We start from the raw sequence: 16,842 nt of genomic DNA, 5'->3' as shown, positions 1-16,842 counted from the left end.
GGGAGCCGCAGCGTAGCCCGATTTCACTCCGCGGGGTATTGCGCAAAATAGGCGTCCCGCAATGCATCTTCGAGCAGCCGGCCCTCCGAATAACCATCGAGCGTCTTCGGCCGCGTCACGCCGTCGAGCAGCCGCGGACACGGCTCCGGCGCGCCGAGCACGGTGCGCACCGGAATGCGCTCGGCATAGATCGGCAACTCGTAATCCTCGTCATCGTCGGCGACGCCCTTGGCGCGAATTTTTGCCGAGGCCTCCTCGATCTCCATCGCGATGAACGAGGTCGCCTTGATCTCCTGCTTGTTGCTGGCACGCAGGCTCGCGGTGCGCTCGGGAAAGAAGCGGTCGACCATCGCGACGATCGCGCGTTCCTTCTCTGCGGGGTCGGTGACGAGATAGGCCGACCCGAACGCCATCACCGCGCGATAGTCGGCCGAGTGGTTGAAGCCGCAGCGCGCCAGCACCAGGCTGTCGAGATGGGCGACCGTCAGGCACACGCGTTGCCCTTCGGACTGGTTCTCCAGCATCCGGCTCGCGCTCGAGCCGTGCCAGTAGAGCCTGGTGCCCTCGCGCCAGAAGAAGGTCGGCGTGCAATAGGGCTGGCCGTCGATCACGTAGGAGACGTGGCACAGCATCGAGGCGTCGAGGATCTTGTGCACGGTGGCGTGGTCGTAGAAGCCGCGGTCGTGGCGGCGCTTCACGCGGCTGCGGGACGACATGGGATAGGACGGAGCGGATGCGCCTTCGGTCACGGTGAGCCTTTCGAAATCTGGAATCTGTCCAGAGTTGTAGCGGCTCATTTGGTCTGCGATAGTGCCAATTCCATGCGAAAAATTCCGACCAATTCCCGGGAGCCCGCGGCGCGCAAGGCCGAGCTGCCGCTCGATCTCGCCGGCCCGCACGTCACCCCCGGCGCGGCCTCGCAGCAGCGGCTCTATCAGGCGCTGTGCCACGCGATCGTCGGCGGCCTCGTCAAGCCGGGCGAGCCGCTGCCGCCGTCGCGCGCGCTCGCCAAGCAGACCGGCTTCCGCCGCAACGCGGTCACCACGGCCTATGAGCGGCTGATCGCCGACGGCTTTGCGGTGGCAACAACGGGCGCCGGAACCTTCGTCGCGGCGCGCATTCCGGCGCAGGCCGCCGCGCCGCGCCGCGCAAGGATCGCGATCGAGCCGCCGCAGCACAATGCGCTGTCGCTCGGCTGCACCCATATAGACGAGCGCGCATTGCAGCGCTTCCGCGCCTTCGCCGGCCGCAGGCTGCGCGCCTTCGGGTCCGAGCATCTGCATTACGGCGATCCCCGCGGCAGCAGCGAGTTGCGCGCGGCGATATCGGACCATCTGCTGTCGGCGCGCGGGCTGCGCTGCGACCCCGACCAAATCATGCTGGCGTCCGGCACGCTGCATGCCCTGCGCATCGTGCTCGGGGCGATCCTCAAGCCCGGCGACCAGGTCTGGTGCGAAGACCCCGGCTATCCGGCGGCGCGGCGCGCGATCGAGCATTGCGGCTATCGTCCGGTGTCGGTGCCGGTCGACATGTCGGGCATGCGCATCGACAAGGGGCGCGCGTCCGCGCCGCAAGCGCGCGCTGCCTATGTCACGCCCTCGCACCAGTTTCCGCTCGGCGTGCAGATGTCGATGCCGCGCCGGCTCGAGCTGCTCGACTGGGCACGGGATGCCGGCGCCTTCGTGTTCGAGGACGACTACGACAGCGAGTTCCGCTACGACGGCGCGCCGCTGTTGTCGCTGGCCGGCATCGATCATCTGCGCCGCGTGATCTACATGGGCACGTTCGCGAAGACGCTGTTTCCCGGATTGCGGATCGGCTATTGCGCCCTGCCCGAAGCCTTGATCGGCCCGGTGACGGCGGCGCGCGCCGCGCTCGACCGCTTTCCCGCCACGTTGATGGAAGGCGCGGTCGCCGACATGCTGAACTCCGGCGCCTTTGCGGCCAACTTACGCAAATCGCGCAAACTCTATCGCGAGGCGCGCGACATCCTGGCGTCGACGCTTGTGAGCGCATCCGAAGGCGAGCTCACGGTTCCCGTGCCCTCGCAGGGCCTGCACCTCGTGGCGCGGCTCGATCCCGCGACCGATCCGCTGATTGCCGCGCAGGCAAAGGCTAATGCCGGCGTCGGCGGCTGGCTGCTCGCCGAGACCTATCATCGCGCGCCGGCTCTGCCCGGCTTCGTGCTGGGATTTTCCGGCCATCCGGTTCCGCAACTCGTCGCGTCGGCGGAACGACTGGCGAAGACTACGCTCGCCGCGCTGCGCGCGACGCGCAAGGCGTCGGTCAAGCCTTCCGCCAAGCCGCAGCGCTCTAGGAGAATCGCAGTCACCTGACTAAGGTCGCCCGCGTTCAGTCAGTGTCCGCTTACGGAGATACCGGATGCCAAATCGCAACGTCCTGTATCTCGTGATCGCCGCGCTGGTCGTGATCGCAGGCATGCTCGGCTACAATCTTTATCAGGCGAACAAGCAGCCCGAAGGCCTTCAGATCAATGTCGGCCCCGACGGGCTCAAGATCCAGAACAAGTGAAGGAGGCTGCGATGCTGCGCTTGGGATTCGTCGCGCTGGTCAGCGTCGCAGCTCTTGGCGCGATGACTCAATCCGCCGCAGCAGAGCAGTCCTACATGCGCGAGGGCGACATCGTCGATCTGCGGGTCGGCCAGCGCGTCCTTGTCGATGACGGCTCGTGCCCGGCCGGGCAGATCAAGCAGGTCGTCGGCTCCAGGCTGAGCCAGAACGGCGTGGTGCGGACCAGCAGCTGCGTGCCGCGCCTCGCCAAAAAGTAAAACGCCCCGCTGACGCGAGGCGCTGCGGTCCTCATTGCTTTGAGGCGCGGCTCAGTTCGAGACCGGCTCAAACATGCATTGCAGGGTCGGCTTGGCGATCTTGGTGAAGGTCGGCCCGATCTCGCCCTGCTTGGACGGCGGCACCCAATCGGTCTCGATGGTCGGCACGCCGGTCTCGCTGATACCGCGCAGCAGCGCCTGGCGCAGGTCGGGATCGTCCACGGTCGCGGCGGCGTGGTCGTGCAGGCAGCCGCACACCGCCTCGGGATGCGCCCAGCGGCCGAGCATATGCGGCGCGCATTGCCGCACGAACTCGTCGCGCGGTTCAGGCACGCGGTACAGCGAGCGGATCTGCATCGATTCGAGGGGGAGTTGGGATTGGGCCTGCGCGGCGCCCGCCAAGGGCCCCATCAGGACGAGCGATGCCAACATCGCGGCGGAACAGATACGGAGCAGCATGGGGAGCCTTTACCGGCAGTTCTATTTTTTGCGTCGCGCTCAGTTGGCCTGCGCCAGCACCATCGGGGCTGGGGTGACCACCGGCGAGCCGTTATAGGAGAAGGTGCCGATCCCGGGCAAACCGCTGTCCGGCGAGCCTGCCATTGACGAACCGGCCATCACAAAGGCGAGGGCGAGGATCAGGCTCATGGTTCGCATCTGACAGTCTCCGTTATTCCGCTCGGCATCCGGCGCCGTTGTGTGACGGTCTGATAACGATCTGCCGTTTCCGGAGTTCTGCGGAACAAGCCGAAAATGGTTTCGTCGGAACTCGAATTGTTTCGTCGACCAGCGGTCCACGAAACATTCGGCGGAAAACACCAATGATTTCAGCGGCAGAAGCGTGACTGAAAAGCTGTTGAAAACTTCGCGCGACAATGCCGGACCTCGGCCACTGCCGGAGCGACGGCCAATTATGCGTGCAAACTGAACGAGCTACCGCGCTTTGTTAACTTTCCTCTGCTGAGAGGAGAAGCAGCACAGCAATGGCGGCGGTGAACCGGGCGGCGGTTTCGTCGACTCATGTCTGCGTGCCGTGCAACCATCTTCGCGGTGGCACGTTGTCGTGATCCCTCCCGATCCAACGAAGGATGTCAGTCGTGGGCAATGGCAACATTGGTGTTGGCAATGAATCCGCGGCGAGCAAATCCGGCCAGCAGCAGATGACGGCCGCGATGCCGCAGCAAGGCGCCTACGTGATGGGCGACAATGAGTGCGCGCCGCAGAAGCTGGTCCGCCTCGTCGGCTGCCGCGACTCGAAGGTCAAACCGGGCCTTGGCATCAGCGCGAAGCAGTTCGGGCAAACCGAGCGCTAGCTCGCCCACCGCCTCAGCCGCCTGGGCCAAGCCCCTGCTCCAGCTATTGAATGAACTCGCCGCACTTCTGCACGGCAGCATCGGCCGCGCCCCACGGCATGATCGGCACCGACGACGTCGAGTTCTTTGGCGAGCCCTCGATCAGGCGGTCCGAATAGACCATGTAGACCAGCACGTTGCGCTTGGCGTCGCAGCCGCGCACGATCTGCATCTTCTTGAAGAACAGCGACCGGCGCTTGCTGAACATGTCATCGCCCTGCCCGAGCTTGGTCTTGAAGCGGATCGGCCCGATCTGCCGGCAAGCCAGCGAGATATCGGAGACTTCCTCGGCAAGGCCAAGCCAGCCCTTGAAGCCGCCCCTCTCCGGCACCGTGAAGTGACAGGCGACGCCCTCGACCTCGGGATCGTCGACGCCATAGGTCGCGAGCTTGTCGTTGGGGCTCACCCATTTGAACACGGTGGAGCGGCGAAAGATCAGGTCCGGCTCGTCGGCCGCGACCGCAGGACCCGCCTGCCCCAAAGCCAGCAACATCAGCAGCACCGTGCATCCCCATCGAGACAACCGTCGCAGGTCACACAAGCTCACAGTTCTCGATGTCATTGAGGTCTCCGCGGGGTGGGTCCCGCCTATGTAGTGCGCAAACGCCGCACAGGAAGGCGCTGACAGTTCGGTGATCGAACGCGGCGCTTTAACCTCTTGTGAGGCTTTTTTGTTACTCTTTCGTCGAAAATACCGCCCTCACGGAAGGGTTAGATCGCTTGCGCTGGTGAACGCTTTGTGCGTCTGCGACAACCAACATGTAGTTTGGACTGGGATTCGGAATATGCGCGCAGGTGGACGGCGGATTTCGGTTTTTGACTTCGCGAATGAGCGGTTCTGGCAGCTGGCAATTCTGACGACCGCCGGCACCGTCGCCGCCTCCACGCAGGCCGATGCAGCGCTCTATTACTGGAACCGCGACTCCGCCTTCTACGGCGACTACGAGCCGATGCCGCAGCCGCACCCGCAAAAGCCGAAGCGCAACACAGCCAAGAAGAATCCGGCGATCGAGAAGGAGGCCGGCAGCAAGCCGCAAGGTCCCCTGATCATCTCGGTCTCGATCGACCAGCAGCGGGTCAGCCTCTACGACGCCAACGGCCTCTATGCCGAGAGCCCGGTGTCGACTGGCATGAAGGGGCATTCGACCCCCATGGGTGTCTTCAGCGTCATCCAGAAGCAGAAGTACCATCAGTCCAACATCTACAGCGGCGCGCCGATGCCGTATATGCAGCGCATCACCTGGTCGGGCATCGCCATGCATGCCGGCGTGCTGCCCGGCTATCCGGCGTCCCACGGCTGCATCCGCATGCCGATGTCGTTCGCGGTCAAGATGTACAATTGGACGCGGATGGGCGCCCGCGTCTTCGTCACGCCGGGCACGATCTCGCCGGAAAGTTTCTCGCACCCGCTGCTGGTCACGCAAAAGGTGGCGCCGCAGCAGCCGGTCGCCGACGACATTCTGAAGATGGATGCGCCGCTCGGCGTGAAGAGCGACAAGGGCGCCGACAAGCAGTCCAGTCTCGATTTGCGCAGCAGCGTCGGCCATGCCGCCGCGTCCCTGCGCGACAACACCCACACCGCCGACGCCAGCAGCGCGATGCCGGCAGCGAGTGCGTCAGTGACAATGTCCGATGCATCCTCTTCCACGGCGCGCGACGCCATCGCGGAGAAGATCGCAGCGGACAAGTCCGAGACAGTGAAGCCCGAGACGGCCGCCGCCGACAAGCCGGCCGAGACCAATTCCGCCGGCCACGACGGCAACCCGACCACAGATGACAACACGGTCGGCGAAACCACCGCCAGCACCGACACGCCAAAGAGCGAGGTCTCCGCAAGCGATCCGGCGAAGGCGGAAGCCAAGGCCGACGAGCCGAAGGTGGACGCCGCCAAGCCTGGTGTTGCCGAGGCGCCCAAGATCGATGCACCGAAGACCGACGCACCGAAGGCCGATGCCTCGAAGGCCGCTGACAAGCCCGCCGAGGCAGCGACCGCAGCTGATGGGCCCGACGCCAAGAAGGATCCGGCGCGGCTGCCGGGCACCGCCAGAATCGACGTGCCGAAGCGCGCCGGCCAGATTGCGGTGTTCATCAGCCGCAAGGATTCCAAGCTCTACGTGCGGCAGAATTTTGCACCGCTATTCGAGGTGCCGGTGACGATCGCGGCAAGCGACCGGCCGCTCGGCACCCATGTGTTCACCGCACAAGCCGACAAGACCGATACGAACCTGCTGCGCTGGTCGGTGGTGACGCTGCCGACCCGCAACGTCGCCCGCATCGACGTCGAAGAGCGTACCTTGCATCGCCGCAAGGTCGCGGCCGCAGCGGTGGCCGAGGCCAAGCCGCAGCCGGTGACCAACAGTCCGGCCGAGGCGCTCGACCGCATCTCCATTCCGGCCGACGTGATGGCGCGGATCAGCGAAGCGCTCGGCACCGGCGGATCGATCATCGTCTCCGACCTCGGTGTGAACCAGGGCGAGACCGGCGAAGGCACTGACTTCATCCTGCCGCTGCGTTGAGGCGATCCGGGCGACCCGCTTCCGGCAATAACGCCTTCTTGAAAGCCTGCGCGTCCCCTCCGGATTATGATCCCGACGAACATCTGTTCCGGGGATGAGACCATGATGGACCGCAGGACCCTGATCGTGACAGCGATCGCCGCAGCCGCGGCATCCCGCCCGCTGCATGCCGAGCAGCCTGCGATGAGCCGGATCACCGCCTACGCCTTCTCATTTCCGGCACTCGGCGGCGGCGATATCAGACTTGCCGACTATGCCGGCCGTCCGCTGATGATCGTGAACACGGCCTCGCTTTGCGGCTTCACGCCGCAATATGCCGGCCTGCAGCAACTCTGGACCGAATTCCGCGATCGCGGCTTCGTCATCATTGGCGTCCCCTCCAATGATTTCGGCGGCCAGGAGCCCGGCGGCCCGACCGAGATCGCCGAGACTGCGCAGCATCAATATGGCGTCACCTTCCCGATCGCGGCGAAAGCAATCGTCCGCGGCGCGAGCGCGCATCCGTTCTACCGCTGGGCGGCGGAGGCTCGGCCAAAGGACGTGCCGCGCTGGAATTTTCACAAATACCTGATCGGCCGCGACGGCTACATCGCCGACGTTTTCGCTGAGTCGGTTGCGCCCGACGACACGCGCATCAAGACCGGGATCGCACGGGCATTGGCGGCCGCCTGAGATATGACGATAATCCCCGGAATTAACTGATCCGACGAGGATTTTGGACACGCGCTCGCCACGTTCATTGCCTTGGCGTCGCCACTGCGACTAGGGTACGATCGGTTGGGGGCGAAGCGACCCGGTCGCGGCAATGCCGGCGCCGGGCGCGCGAGCAGCAGGGAACACGCCATGCGCATTGCGACAGGTCTGATTTTTGCGGGGACCGTATCGTTGCTCGCGTCGAGCGCAGCTTGGTCGCAGACGTCGCCCCCCAAGGGCGCTACTGCGGCACCGACAGCACCAGCGGCCGCGGCTCCCGCGCCCGCCGCCGCAGCCCCGGCAGCGGCCACCGCAACCGCAGCCCCGGTTCCGCCGAAGCAACCGCCACAACCGGCGCGCGCCGCCTGCAACAATCCGAACGCGCTCGGCGTCGGCCGCACGGTCGAGATCGATACCACCGGCGGTCCGGGCTTCGGCTTCGAGCATTTCAAGCAGCTCGACTTCCTGCGCGACCATGAGGTGGTGCTGACCTTCGACGACGGCCCGTGGCCGGGCAACACGCCGGCAGTGCTGAAAGCGCTCGCGGATGAATGCACCACGGGCATCTTCTTCCCGATCGGCAAGCACGCGACCTATCACCCCGAAATCCTGCGGCAGGTCTATGCCGCCGGCCACACGGTCGGCGCCCACACCTGGTCGCACGCCAATCTGAACAACAAGAAGCTGACCGAGGATCAGAAGAAGGACGAGATCGAGCGCGGCTACGCTGCGGTCAAGTGGGCGCTCGAGACCTCACCCTCGCCGTTCTTCCGCTTCCCGGCGCTGCAGCATCCGCCGGAGATGGTGACCTATCTCGGCAACCGCAACATCGCGATCTTCTCCTGCGACCTCGACTCCTTCGACTTCAAGGCGAGCAAGCCGCAGCAGGTGATCGACACCGTGATGAAGAAGCTGAACAAGCTCGGCAAGGGCATCATCCTGATGCACGACTTCCAGAAGCACACCGCGGAAGCGCTGCCCACGCTGCTGACGCAGCTCAAGGCCGGCGGCTACAAGGTGGTCGCGATGCGCGCCAAGTTCCCGGTGACGGTGCTGCCGCAATACGAGCATGAGCTCGCCAAGGACGTCAAGCTGCCGACCGTAAGCTCGCGCCCGGTGAACAGCGTCGTCACCACCGTCGATCAGCAATAACGCCGGCGACAATCCTGGTGCCGGCGCTGCGTATCGAAGGCTTCGTCATCGTCTCCGCCGATGGCCGGCTGGCGAATGCGCGGAATGTGATGCCCGACGACCTCAAGATCGAGGGCGACAAGCGGTTCTTCACCGCGGCCCTCGACCGCGCCGACCTCGTCGTGCATGGCCGTCACTCCCAGGAAGAGCAGCCGAACGCGCCGAAGCGGCGGCGGCTGATCCTGACCAGCAAGGTCGCGGCCACCGCGCCCGACCCCGACAATCCGAAGGCGCTGTTGTGGAATCCCGCCGGCTGTCCGTTCGAGACGGCGAGCCGCGAGGCCGGCGTGACCTCGGGCATGGTCGCGATCATCGGCGGCCCCGGCGTGTTCGGCATGTTCATGGACCGCTACGACACGTTCTGGCTCTCGGTCGCCCCGAAGGTGCGCATCCCCGACGGCGAGCCGTGCTTTCCGGGCGTCCCTGCCCACACCCCGCAACAGGTGCTATCAGCGCACGGCCTGCACGCCGGCGCGCCGCAGCTGATCGATGCCGCGCAGGATGTCAGCGTGACGCCGTGGCGGCGAAGCGCATAGATCCCGAGCCAGCTTGCGATGAACAACGGCATGACCTCCCTGGCGAACGCCGTAGCTCTTGTGGCGATGGCGTCGCTGGTCGCAACCAGCGCAGTCGGCGCCTGCAAAACCACCCTGCGCGGCGAACTCGTGCAAGCGCCCGGCGACCGCAAGGCCTCTGTCGGGGAATTCCTGTACTTCTATCTCGTCGAAATGACGCCGGAGAGCCCGACGCGCTCGGAGAAGCTCTTCCAGTCCTTCGTGGTTCCCAACATGAGCAAGACACCTCCAATTCCGTTCGCCCTGGAGATCGAACAGCCCAAAGACTGCCCAGGCAAACTCGAGCTGCGCGTCGATACCAAAGACCGAGACATCATGCGACTTGGCACGGATGCGTCGTCGGCTGGCAGGAAAACGGTCCGCCTCGAGAGGTTTGAAAGCGTACCTATGTGGGGACCATCTTTCTGAACGTCGCAGAGGGGGTTAGCGCCAGCGTAACCCGCCACCCCTCTTGCCGAATGCGCAGGTCGGCGGGTTACGCCTTCGGCTAACCCGCCCTCCACAGCTGCGTATCGTGCTACACGTCCCCATAGGCCGGGTCGTCGCGGCGCGGGCCGCGGCCGTAGCCGGCGATGATGAACAGCGCGCCGATCAGCGACAGGTTCTTCAGCGCATCGATCAGCGTCCTGAGGTTGTCGGGCGCCGGCTGATTCCAGAAGTCATGGAAGTAGAAGGTGGCGAAGCACACGAAGATGATCAGGAGAATCGCGAAGAACCGCGCCAGCACGTTCACCGCGATCATCAGCCCCGCGACGATCTCGAAGCCGCCGATCGTGACCGCCAGCAGCTGCATGAAGGGCATGCCGACGGCGGTTTCGATCTGCTGCGTATAGGGCGCGACCACGGCCGGGATCGTCACCTTGGCCGCCAGCAGATCCGCCGTCGCCTGGATGCCGAACAGCTTGCTCGCTCCCGAATAGAGGAACAGCACGGCGAACAGGATCCGCCCGAAGGTGATGAACGCTGGCATGGGTCGGCCTCACTGGATGGCAGAAATCGGACGAAGCAGGCGAAGCGATTATGGTCGCTCCACCTGCCTCGATCAAATCGAATCCATCTCGGTTCAAACACGATGCGGAAAACCGCGCTGCGGTTTTCCGAACATAACGTGCTCAAACAACGGCCGTCAGCCGAACAGCGTCGGCTGCGCGCGGCCGGCGCGTTCCTGGGCTTCGACGGCGGCCACCGCCGTCATGTTGAGGATGCCGCGCGCCGTCACGCCGGGGGTGAGGATGTGCGCCGGGCGCGCCGGACCGATCAGGATCGGCCCCACCGGCAACGCGTTGGCCAGCGATTTGATCATCTGGTAGGCGATGTTGGCGGCATCGAGGTTCGGCATGATCAGGATGTTGGCCTCGCCTTCCAGCCGCGACTGCGGCAGCACCAGGCGCCGCGCCGCCGCCGACAGCGCGGTGTCGCCCTGCATCTCGCCGTCGGCCTCGATCTCCGGATGCTTGTCCTTCAAGAGCTGGGTCGCCCGCCGCATCTTGCGCGAGGAATCCGTGTCATAGCTGCCGAAGTCGGAATGTGACACGAAGGCGACCCTCGGCTTGAAGGCGAAGCGCTGGACGTGGATCGCCGCGAGCGATGCCACTTCAGCGAGTTCCTCCGCACTCGGGTTCGGCCGCACCTGGGTATCGGCGAGGAAATGGGCGCCGGTGGAGGTGATCATCAGCGCCAGCGCGGCATAGTCGCTGACCCCCGGCAGGAAGCCGATGATCTCGCGGACATGGCGCAGATGGCTCATGTAGCGGCCCTCGACGCCGCACAGCATCGCGTCGGCCTCGCCACGCGACACGGCAAGCGCCGCGATCACGGTATTGTTGGTGCGGACCACGGTCCGCGCGGCCTCCGGTGTCACGCCGCGCCGGCCGGCGACGTCGATATAGGACTGCACATAGGAACGGTAGCGCGGATCGTCCTCGGGATTGATCAGGTCGAAATCGCGGCCGGCCTTGATCGACAGGCCGAAGCGCTTGATCCTGGTCTCGACCACCGACGGCCGGCCGACCAGGATCGGCCGCGCCAGCTTTTCCTCGAGCACCACCTGCGTCGCGCGCAGCACACGCTCGTCCTCGCCTTCGGCGTAGATCACGCGCACCGGCTGGGTCTTCGCCTTGGCGAACACCGGCTTCATGGTGAGGCCGGAGCGGAACGCGAAGCGTTCGAGATTGGCGGCGTATTCGTCGAAATTGGTGATCGGCCGGGTCGCGACGCCGGACTCGATCGCGGCCCTGGCCACCGCCGGCGCGATGCGCAGGATCAGGCGCGGATCGAACGGGCTCGGGATCAGCGAACCGGGGCCGAACCCCTGGGTCTCGCCGCTCTCGAAACCATGGGCCACCGCATCCGACGGCGGATCGCGCGCGAGCTGCGCGATCGCGTCCACCGCGGCATGCTTCATCGCCTCGTTGATCGCGGTGGCGCCGACGTCGAGCGCGCCGCGGAAGATGAAGGGGAAGCAGAGCACGTTGTTGACCTGGTTCGGAAAGTCCGACCGCCCCGTGCAGATCATCGCGTCGGGACGCGCCAGACGCGCCTCATCCGGCATGATCTCCGGCACTGGATTGGCCAGCGCCATCACCAGCGGCTTGTCGCCCATCTGCTTGACCATTTCGGGCTTCAGCACACCCGGTGCAGACAGTCCGATGAAGATGTCCGCGCCGGGAATGACGTCGGCGAGCACGCGTGCGTCGGTCTTCTGGGTATAGACCGCCTTCCAGCGATCCATCGTGGTGTTGCGGCCCTCATAGACCACACCGTCGATGTCGCAGACCCAGATGTTCTTGCGCTGCGCCCCCATCGAGACCAGCAGATTGAGGGTTGCGATCGCGGCGGCGCCGGCGCCCGAGCAGACGATCTTCACGTCAGACAGTTGCTTGCCGTTCAACAACAGCCCGTTGACGATCGCAGCGGCGACGATGATGGCGGTGCCGTGCTGGTCGTCGTGGAAGACCGGGATCTTCATGCGCTCCTTGAGCTGCGCCTCGATCTCGAAGCACTCAGGTCCGCGGATGTCCTCGAGATTGATGCCGCCGAAGGTCGGCTCCAGCGCGGCAACGGTCTCGACTACGCGCTCGATCGTGTCGGCCTTGATCTCGATGTCGAACACGTCGATGCCGGCGAATTTCTTGAACAGCACCGCCTTGCCTTCCATGACGGGCTTCGAGGCCAGCGGACCGATATTGCCGAGACCGAGCACCGCGGTGCCGTTCGAGACCACGGCGACCAGATTGGCGCGCGCGGTCAGCGTCGCCGCCTCGGCCGGGTTCTTGGCGATCTCGGTGCAGGCGGCGGCCACGCCCGGCGAATAGGCCAGCGCCAGGTCACGCTGGTTGGCAAGCGGCTTGATCGCCTGGATCTCGAGCTTGCCCGGCCGCGGCAGCCGGTGATAGGCGAGCGCCGCGTTGTGGAGTTCTTCAGACGATGACGACATGCGTGCTCCCCGCGTTTCCGGCCCAAATTTCTTGTTTCTGTGCTAATCCAGGCAAAAGTCAGTTGTCCGGCAAATCGAGCCGGATGTGAAGCATGTCCAACCACTTGGATGCAACATCCGATAATATCCCCGTCAACAGGTCCGGGCCGGCCGTTCATCGACGCCTGCCCCTCCCCGCGCCATTCGGCCGGGATTGGCAATTTTTTTCCCTTGATGATCCGGAGTTGACCGAATGAAGAAAATTCTGCTCGGCCTGATCGCCGTGGTTGTGATCGCGGCCGCGGGCTTCTTCGGTTTCGACTTCTACGCCCAGCGCCGGGTCACGCGCGACGTCGAGGCCGCCTTCGAGCAGGTCCGTGCCACTGGCGCCAAGGCGAGCCACGGCAAGATCACGTTCGACGTCAAGAGCCGCACCCTGACGATCGCGGACGTCGCCACCGAGTCGGGGACGCAATCCCCGGTCAGCGTCAAGGTTGCCAGTCTCACGATGACCGGCCTCGGTCAAACCGACGCGGCACGGGTCTCCGCCGGCAATGTCGAGTTCAGCGATGTCGAGATCGGCATGTCGGGACCGACCCCGACGATCGCCTCACTGACCTACAAGGCGCCGCGGATCACGGTGAAGGATTATTCCGGCCCCGCCAGCCTGCCCCAGCTTCCGGCGTCGTCGTCGATCTTCGAGCTGTACCGGTCCGCGTTCGGACTGCTCGCGAGCATCAACGCATCATCGGTCGCTGCGCCTAGCCTGACCGGAACGATGACCTTCAGCGCCGCCGCAAAAGCCGGCGACGGCGCCGGCGGCGAATTCGCCTATTCGGGCATCGCCATTGAAAACATGAAGGACGGAAAGGTCGCGTCCAGCAAAACCGACAAGGTTGTGTTCACGATCAACCAGCAGGCGGCCGGCAAGCCAATCAAAATGACCGGCGAGCTAGCCAACGTCGCCGCGACCGATATCGACGTCGGCGCGATGGCGGCGATATTCGATCCAGGCAAGGCCAACGATGACAGGGAGTACCGGATCCAGGGACACGTTTCGGCCGGTCCTTATGTCATTACCGCCGCGCCCGGCGTGAACATGCGGATCGAGGGAGTGACCGTCGACGACACCAGGATCAATCCGTCACGGATGCAACTGCCGGCGCTGCTGGCAATGATGCCGCCGCAAGGGAGCCCGCCGCCGTCTGCCGCCCAGGCACGCGAACTGCTGGACAAGGTCGCCGGCCTCTATTCGGGCATCGGAATCGCAGATGCCGAGATGCATGGGCTCTCGGTCGAGACGCCGCAGGGCCCGCTCAAGCTCGCCTCGATGCGGTTCAACTTCGAACACGGCAAGATCGGCGAGCTTGCGGTCGAGGGACTCGATACCCGTGCGCCGAACGGTCCCATCAAGGTCGGACGCTTTGCGCTGAAGTCGCTCGACGTCGCCAACTTCATGCGGCTCTCGGCGCAGTTCGCCGCGCAGAAGCCGTCGGCCGAACAGGCGCTGGCGCTATTCCCGCTGATCGAAGGCGTCGAGGTCAAGGGCGTCGCGTCGCCCTACAAGGCCACCGGCAAGCCGGTCAACATCGACGTCCTCAGCCTCGACTGGGGTCAGTTCGTCGGATCGATCCCGAGCAAGCTGCGGCTGACCGCGAAGCTGGCGGCGCCGCTCGATGCGGCCGATCCGCGGCAGCAACCGCTCGTCGCTGCCGGGATCGACCGGATGGCGGTCGACGCCGATCTCGGCGCCGTCTGGACCGAGACCTCACGCGCGTTCGCGCTCGAGCCGGTCAAGCTCGACATCGCGGGCCTGCTGAACGCGTCGGCAAAGGTCACGCTCGACAACGTGCCGCGCGAGGCATTCTCGACCAGCGCCGCGGAAGCGATGGGCGCTGCCGCGCAGATCGAAGCCGGCACGATCGAGCTCACGGTCCACGACCTCGGCGTCATCGATCTCGCGGTCGCTCAATTTGCGCTCACCCGGAACATCAGCCGCGACGAGGCGCGCAAGGTCATCCTCGACGCCATCAAAACGCAGGGCGGCGAGATCGGCGGGGGTAATCCCGACGCCACCGCGCTCGTCACCGCGATCGGCCAGTTCATCGAGACGCCGGGACAGACGCTGGTCATCAAGCTCACTCCGCGCGCGAAGGCGCCGGCGCTTCAGCTGATGCAGCTCCTCAAGACCGATCCGCAATCGGCGCTGGCGCAGTTCCGGATCGAGGCCTCGACGGGGTTGTGATTCTCCCGCCCGTAGCCCGGATGGAGCGAAGCGCAATCCGGGAACGGGGTCGCCGCAGGAGGGACCGCCCCGGATTTCGCTTTCGCTCCATCCGGGCTACGCACCTCTCCTGCCCGCCTAACCCTTCGCCGGCAGGTTGGTGCGGATGTGCAGCTCCTTAAGCTGCTTCGGCGTTGCTTCCGACGGCGCGCCCATCAGCAGGTCCATGGCCTGCTGGTTCATCGGGAACAGCGAGATCTCGCGCAGATTGTTGGTGCCGCAGAGCAGCATCACGATACGGTCGAGGCCGGCCGCCATGCCGCCGTGCGGCGGGGCGCCATACTGGAACGCACGGTACATGCCGCCGAAGCGGTCGATGACCTCCTGCTCGCCATAGCCTGCGATCTCGAACGCCTTCACCATCGCTTCCGGCTTGTGGTTGCGGATGCCGCCGGAGGCGATCTCGTAGCCGTTGCAGGCGATGTCGTACTGGAACGCCTTAATGGTCAGCGGGTCCTGCGACGTCAGCGCGTCGAGGCCGCCCTGCGGCATCGAGAACGGGTTGTGCGAGAAGTCGACCTTCTTGTTCTCCTCGTCATACTCGTACATCGGGAAGTCGACGATCCAGGCGAGCTCGAACCGGTCCTTGTCGATCAGGTTCAATTCCTCGCCGAGCTTGGTGCGCGCGAGACCCGCGAACTTCCAGAATTTCTCGGGATCGCCGGCGACGAAGAACGCCGCATCGCCTTCCTTCAGTCCGAGCTGGTCGCGGATCGCAGCGGTGCGCTCGGGGCCGATGTTGTTCGCCAAGGGGCCTGCGCCCTCGCCGCCCTCGCGCCACATGATGTAGCCGAGACCCGGCTGGCCTTCGCCCTGCGCCCACGAGTTCATGCGGTCGCAGAACGCGCGGCTGCCGCCGCCGGTGCCCGGGATCGCCCAGACCTGGTTCTTCGGGTCTTCGAGCATGCGCGCGAACACCTTGAAGCCGGAGCCGCGGAAGTGCTCGGAGACTTCCTGCATCACGATCTTGTTGCGCAAATCGGGCTTGTCGGAGCCGTATTTGCGCACGGCCTCCGCAAACGGAATCCGCGGCCAGTTCCTCGTGACCGGCTTGCCCTTGGCAAAGTCCTCGAACACGCCGGTGATGACAGGCTCCATCGCCGCGAACACGTCGTCCTGGGTGACGAAGCTCATCTCGACGTCGAGCTGATAGAACTCGCCCGGCAGACGGTCGGCGCGCGGGTCCTCGTCGCGGAAGCACGGCGCGATCTGGAAGTAGCGGTCGAAGCCCGACATCATCAACAGCTGCTTGTACTGCTGCGGCGCCTGCGGCAGCGCGTAGAACTTGCCGGGATGGATGCGCGACGGCACCAGGAAGTCGCGCGCGCCTTCCGGCGAGGACGCCGTCAGGATCGGGGTCTGGAATTCGAAGAAGCCCTGCTCCTTCATCCGCTTGCGCATGGAATCGACCACCGCGCCGCGGGTCATGATGTTCTGGTGCAGCTTCTCGCGACGCAGGTCGAGGAAGCGGTATTTCAGCCTGATATCTTCGGGATATTCCTGCTCGCCGAACACCGGCAGCGGCAGCTCGGCCGCCGGGCCCAGCACCTCGATCTCCTTGATGTAGATCTCGACCATGCCGGTCGGCAGCTCCGGATTGTCGGTGCCGGCGGGACGGCGGCGCACCTTGCCGTCGATCCGCACCACCCATTCGGAGCGGAACTTCTCGACCTCGGCGAATGCCGGCGAGTCCGGATCGGCCACGCATTGGGTGATGCCGTAATGGTCGCGCAGATCGACGAACAGCACGCCGCCATGGTCGCGGACCCGGTGAACCCAACCCGAAAGCCGGACCGTCTGGTCGATATCGCCCTCTCGGAGCGCGCCGCATGTGTGTGACCGGTAGCGATGCATAGTCGTTCCAAAAACTGATGTCGGAGGAGAATCGCGATAGGAAATTTCCTATCCGAAGGCGCTGGGTTTACCCGAGCCCGCTCGGGGCGGCAACCAAGGGAACGCCCGCTTTTGGCCCGAAACTGCAGATTTTGCTGCGATCCGGCGCCAGATGGGCGCCAATCGTTTGCCTA

Annotated in this window: 17 protein-coding genes; 10 read left to right on the top strand and 7 right to left on the bottom strand. The window is 65.2% G+C overall.

Annotated features, from left to right (window positions below; translation table 11 throughout):
• Positions 1–23: 23 nt before the first annotated feature.
• On the bottom strand, positions 24–716 hold the full coding sequence (locus tag ACZBJS_RS19620; RefSeq protein WP_371852173.1) for a pyridoxamine 5'-phosphate oxidase family protein: 693 nt from the start codon (positions 714–716) through the stop codon (positions 24–26).
• A gap of 105 nt (positions 717–821) precedes the next feature.
• On the opposite strand from ACZBJS_RS19620, the gene pdxR reads away from it, so the two are divergent.
• The 3 genes from pdxR to ACZBJS_RS19605 are packed head-to-tail and all read left to right on the top strand — an operon-like array spanning position 822 to position 2,789.
• Entirely contained in the window at positions 822–2,336 is a 1,515-nt protein-coding gene (gene pdxR, locus ACZBJS_RS19615; RefSeq protein ID WP_316395830.1) for a MocR-like pyridoxine biosynthesis transcription factor PdxR, read from the top strand.
• A gap of 46 nt (positions 2,337–2,382) precedes the next feature.
• Positions 2,383–2,532 carry a hypothetical protein gene (locus ACZBJS_RS19610; RefSeq protein ID WP_167350431.1) on the top strand — a complete coding sequence of 50 codons (150 nt, stop codon included), beginning with the start codon at positions 2,383–2,385 and terminating at the stop codon, positions 2,530–2,532.
• Between the two features lie 11 nt (positions 2,533–2,543).
• The gene (locus tag ACZBJS_RS19605) at positions 2,544–2,789 is read left to right on the top strand and encodes a DUF6719 family protein (RefSeq protein WP_210262764.1); all 246 of its coding nucleotides are present in this window, start codon (positions 2,544–2,546) and stop codon (positions 2,787–2,789) included.
• A 51-nt stretch (positions 2,790–2,840) separates the two neighbouring features.
• Here the strand turns inward: ACZBJS_RS19605 and ACZBJS_RS19600 are convergent, their stop codons facing one another.
• Positions 2,841–3,248, bottom strand: a complete 408-nt coding sequence (locus ACZBJS_RS19600) for a hypothetical protein (protein WP_057019915.1) — start codon at positions 3,246–3,248, stop codon at positions 2,841–2,843.
• Between the two features lie 39 nt (positions 3,249–3,287).
• Positions 3,288–3,665: a hypothetical protein gene (locus ACZBJS_RS19595; RefSeq protein WP_143271143.1), complete on the bottom strand. Its 378-nt coding sequence runs from the start codon at positions 3,663–3,665 to the stop codon at positions 3,288–3,290.
• A 212-nt stretch (positions 3,666–3,877) separates the two neighbouring features.
• Here ACZBJS_RS19595 and ACZBJS_RS19590 point away from each other — a divergent pair, with 212 nt between their 5' ends.
• A complete protein-coding gene (locus ACZBJS_RS19590) occupies positions 3,878–4,102 on the top strand; it encodes a hypothetical protein (protein ID WP_076832039.1) in 225 nt (74 codons plus the stop codon).
• Positions 4,103–4,145: 43 nt separating this feature from the next.
• On the opposite strand, the gene ACZBJS_RS19585 is transcribed toward ACZBJS_RS19590, so the two are convergent.
• Positions 4,146–4,703 carry a CreA family protein gene (locus ACZBJS_RS19585; RefSeq protein ID WP_410469721.1) on the bottom strand — a complete coding sequence of 186 codons (558 nt, stop codon included), beginning with the start codon at positions 4,701–4,703 and terminating at the stop codon, positions 4,146–4,148.
• A 223-nt stretch (positions 4,704–4,926) separates the two neighbouring features.
• Here ACZBJS_RS19585 and ACZBJS_RS19580 point away from each other — a divergent pair, with 223 nt between their 5' ends.
• The 5 genes from ACZBJS_RS19580 (at position 4,927) to ACZBJS_RS19560 (ending at position 9,524) form a co-directional block, all read left to right on the top strand.
• Positions 4,927–6,657, top strand: a complete 1,731-nt coding sequence (locus tag ACZBJS_RS19580) for a L,D-transpeptidase family protein (RefSeq protein WP_316395831.1) — start codon at positions 4,927–4,929, stop codon at positions 6,655–6,657.
• A 102-nt stretch (positions 6,658–6,759) separates the two neighbouring features.
• Entirely contained in the window at positions 6,760–7,329 is a 570-nt protein-coding gene (locus ACZBJS_RS19575; protein WP_168856989.1) for a glutathione peroxidase, read from the top strand.
• Between the two features lie 171 nt (positions 7,330–7,500).
• Positions 7,501–8,502: a polysaccharide deacetylase family protein gene (locus tag ACZBJS_RS19570; RefSeq protein ID WP_057019910.1), complete on the top strand. Its 1,002-nt coding sequence runs from the start codon at positions 7,501–7,503 to the stop codon at positions 8,500–8,502.
• Between the two features lie 17 nt (positions 8,503–8,519).
• Positions 8,520–9,077: a dihydrofolate reductase family protein gene (locus ACZBJS_RS19565; RefSeq protein WP_076832031.1), complete on the top strand. Its 558-nt coding sequence runs from the start codon at positions 8,520–8,522 to the stop codon at positions 9,075–9,077.
• 18 nt (positions 9,078–9,095) lie between these two features.
• Positions 9,096–9,524: a hypothetical protein gene (locus ACZBJS_RS19560; RefSeq protein WP_316395832.1), complete on the top strand. Its 429-nt coding sequence runs from the start codon at positions 9,096–9,098 to the stop codon at positions 9,522–9,524.
• 109 nt (positions 9,525–9,633) lie between these two features.
• Here the strand turns inward: ACZBJS_RS19560 and ACZBJS_RS19555 are convergent, their stop codons facing one another.
• Both ACZBJS_RS19555 and ACZBJS_RS19550 read right to left on the bottom strand, forming a co-directional pair.
• Positions 9,634–10,086, bottom strand: a complete 453-nt coding sequence (locus ACZBJS_RS19555) for a DoxX family protein (protein WP_057019907.1) — start codon at positions 10,084–10,086, stop codon at positions 9,634–9,636.
• Between the two features lie 156 nt (positions 10,087–10,242).
• Positions 10,243–12,552, bottom strand: coding sequence for an NADP-dependent malic enzyme (locus ACZBJS_RS19550; RefSeq protein ID WP_057019906.1), 2,310 nt, complete (start codon positions 12,550–12,552; stop codon positions 10,243–10,245).
• A 232-nt stretch (positions 12,553–12,784) separates the two neighbouring features.
• Between ACZBJS_RS19550 and ACZBJS_RS19545 the strand changes: the two genes are divergently transcribed.
• Positions 12,785–14,776, top strand: coding sequence for a hypothetical protein (locus ACZBJS_RS19545; RefSeq protein ID WP_316395833.1), 1,992 nt, complete (start codon positions 12,785–12,787; stop codon positions 14,774–14,776).
• 117 nt (positions 14,777–14,893) lie between these two features.
• On the opposite strand, the gene aspS is transcribed toward ACZBJS_RS19545, so the two are convergent.
• A complete protein-coding gene (aspS, locus tag ACZBJS_RS19540) occupies positions 14,894–16,669 on the bottom strand; it encodes an aspartate--tRNA ligase (RefSeq protein ID WP_316395834.1) in 1,776 nt (591 codons plus the stop codon).
• Positions 16,670–16,842 lie beyond the last annotated feature (173 nt).

The sequence above is a fragment of the Bradyrhizobium sp. KZN70725 genome (assembly GCF_055264925.1).
The sequence above is the reverse complement of the archived record's forward strand: the minus strand, read 5'-3'. Positions and strand labels throughout refer to the sequence as shown.

What these genes read in the sequence shown, in the direction of transcription:
- ACZBJS_RS19580 (WP_316395831.1), top strand. Translation starts at nt 4,927, where the DNA reads ATGCGCGCAGGTGGACGGCGGATTTCGGTTTTTGACTTCGCGAATGAG.
- pdxR (WP_316395830.1), top strand. Translation starts at nt 822, where the DNA reads ATGCGAAAAATTCCGACCAATTCCCGGGAGCCCGCGGCGCGCAAGGCC.
- ACZBJS_RS19585 (WP_410469721.1), bottom strand. Translation starts at nt 4,703, where the DNA reads ATGACATCGAGAACTGTGAGCTTGTGTGACCTGCGACGGTTGTCTCGA.
- ACZBJS_RS19575 (WP_168856989.1), top strand. Translation starts at nt 6,760, where the DNA reads ATGATGGACCGCAGGACCCTGATCGTGACAGCGATCGCCGCAGCCGCG.
- ACZBJS_RS19570 (WP_057019910.1), top strand. Translation starts at nt 7,501, where the DNA reads ATGCGCATTGCGACAGGTCTGATTTTTGCGGGGACCGTATCGTTGCTC.
- ACZBJS_RS19610 (WP_167350431.1), top strand. Translation starts at nt 2,383, where the DNA reads ATGCCAAATCGCAACGTCCTGTATCTCGTGATCGCCGCGCTGGTCGTG.
- ACZBJS_RS19590 (WP_076832039.1), top strand. Translation starts at nt 3,878, where the DNA reads ATGTCAGTCGTGGGCAATGGCAACATTGGTGTTGGCAATGAATCCGCG.
- ACZBJS_RS19600 (WP_057019915.1), bottom strand. Translation starts at nt 3,248, where the DNA reads ATGCTGCTCCGTATCTGTTCCGCCGCGATGTTGGCATCGCTCGTCCTG.
- ACZBJS_RS19555 (WP_057019907.1), bottom strand. Translation starts at nt 10,086, where the DNA reads ATGCCAGCGTTCATCACCTTCGGGCGGATCCTGTTCGCCGTGCTGTTC.
- ACZBJS_RS19605 (WP_210262764.1), top strand. Translation starts at nt 2,544, where the DNA reads ATGCTGCGCTTGGGATTCGTCGCGCTGGTCAGCGTCGCAGCTCTTGGC.
- ACZBJS_RS19560 (WP_316395832.1), top strand. Translation starts at nt 9,096, where the DNA reads ATGAACAACGGCATGACCTCCCTGGCGAACGCCGTAGCTCTTGTGGCG.
- ACZBJS_RS19545 (WP_316395833.1), top strand. Translation starts at nt 12,785, where the DNA reads ATGAAGAAAATTCTGCTCGGCCTGATCGCCGTGGTTGTGATCGCGGCC.
- ACZBJS_RS19620 (WP_371852173.1), bottom strand. Translation starts at nt 716, where the DNA reads ATGTCGTCCCGCAGCCGCGTGAAGCGCCGCCACGACCGCGGCTTCTAC.
- ACZBJS_RS19550 (WP_057019906.1), bottom strand. Translation starts at nt 12,552, where the DNA reads ATGTCGTCATCGTCTGAAGAACTCCACAACGCGGCGCTCGCCTATCAC.
- aspS (WP_316395834.1), bottom strand. Translation starts at nt 16,669, where the DNA reads ATGCATCGCTACCGGTCACACACATGCGGCGCGCTCCGAGAGGGCGAT.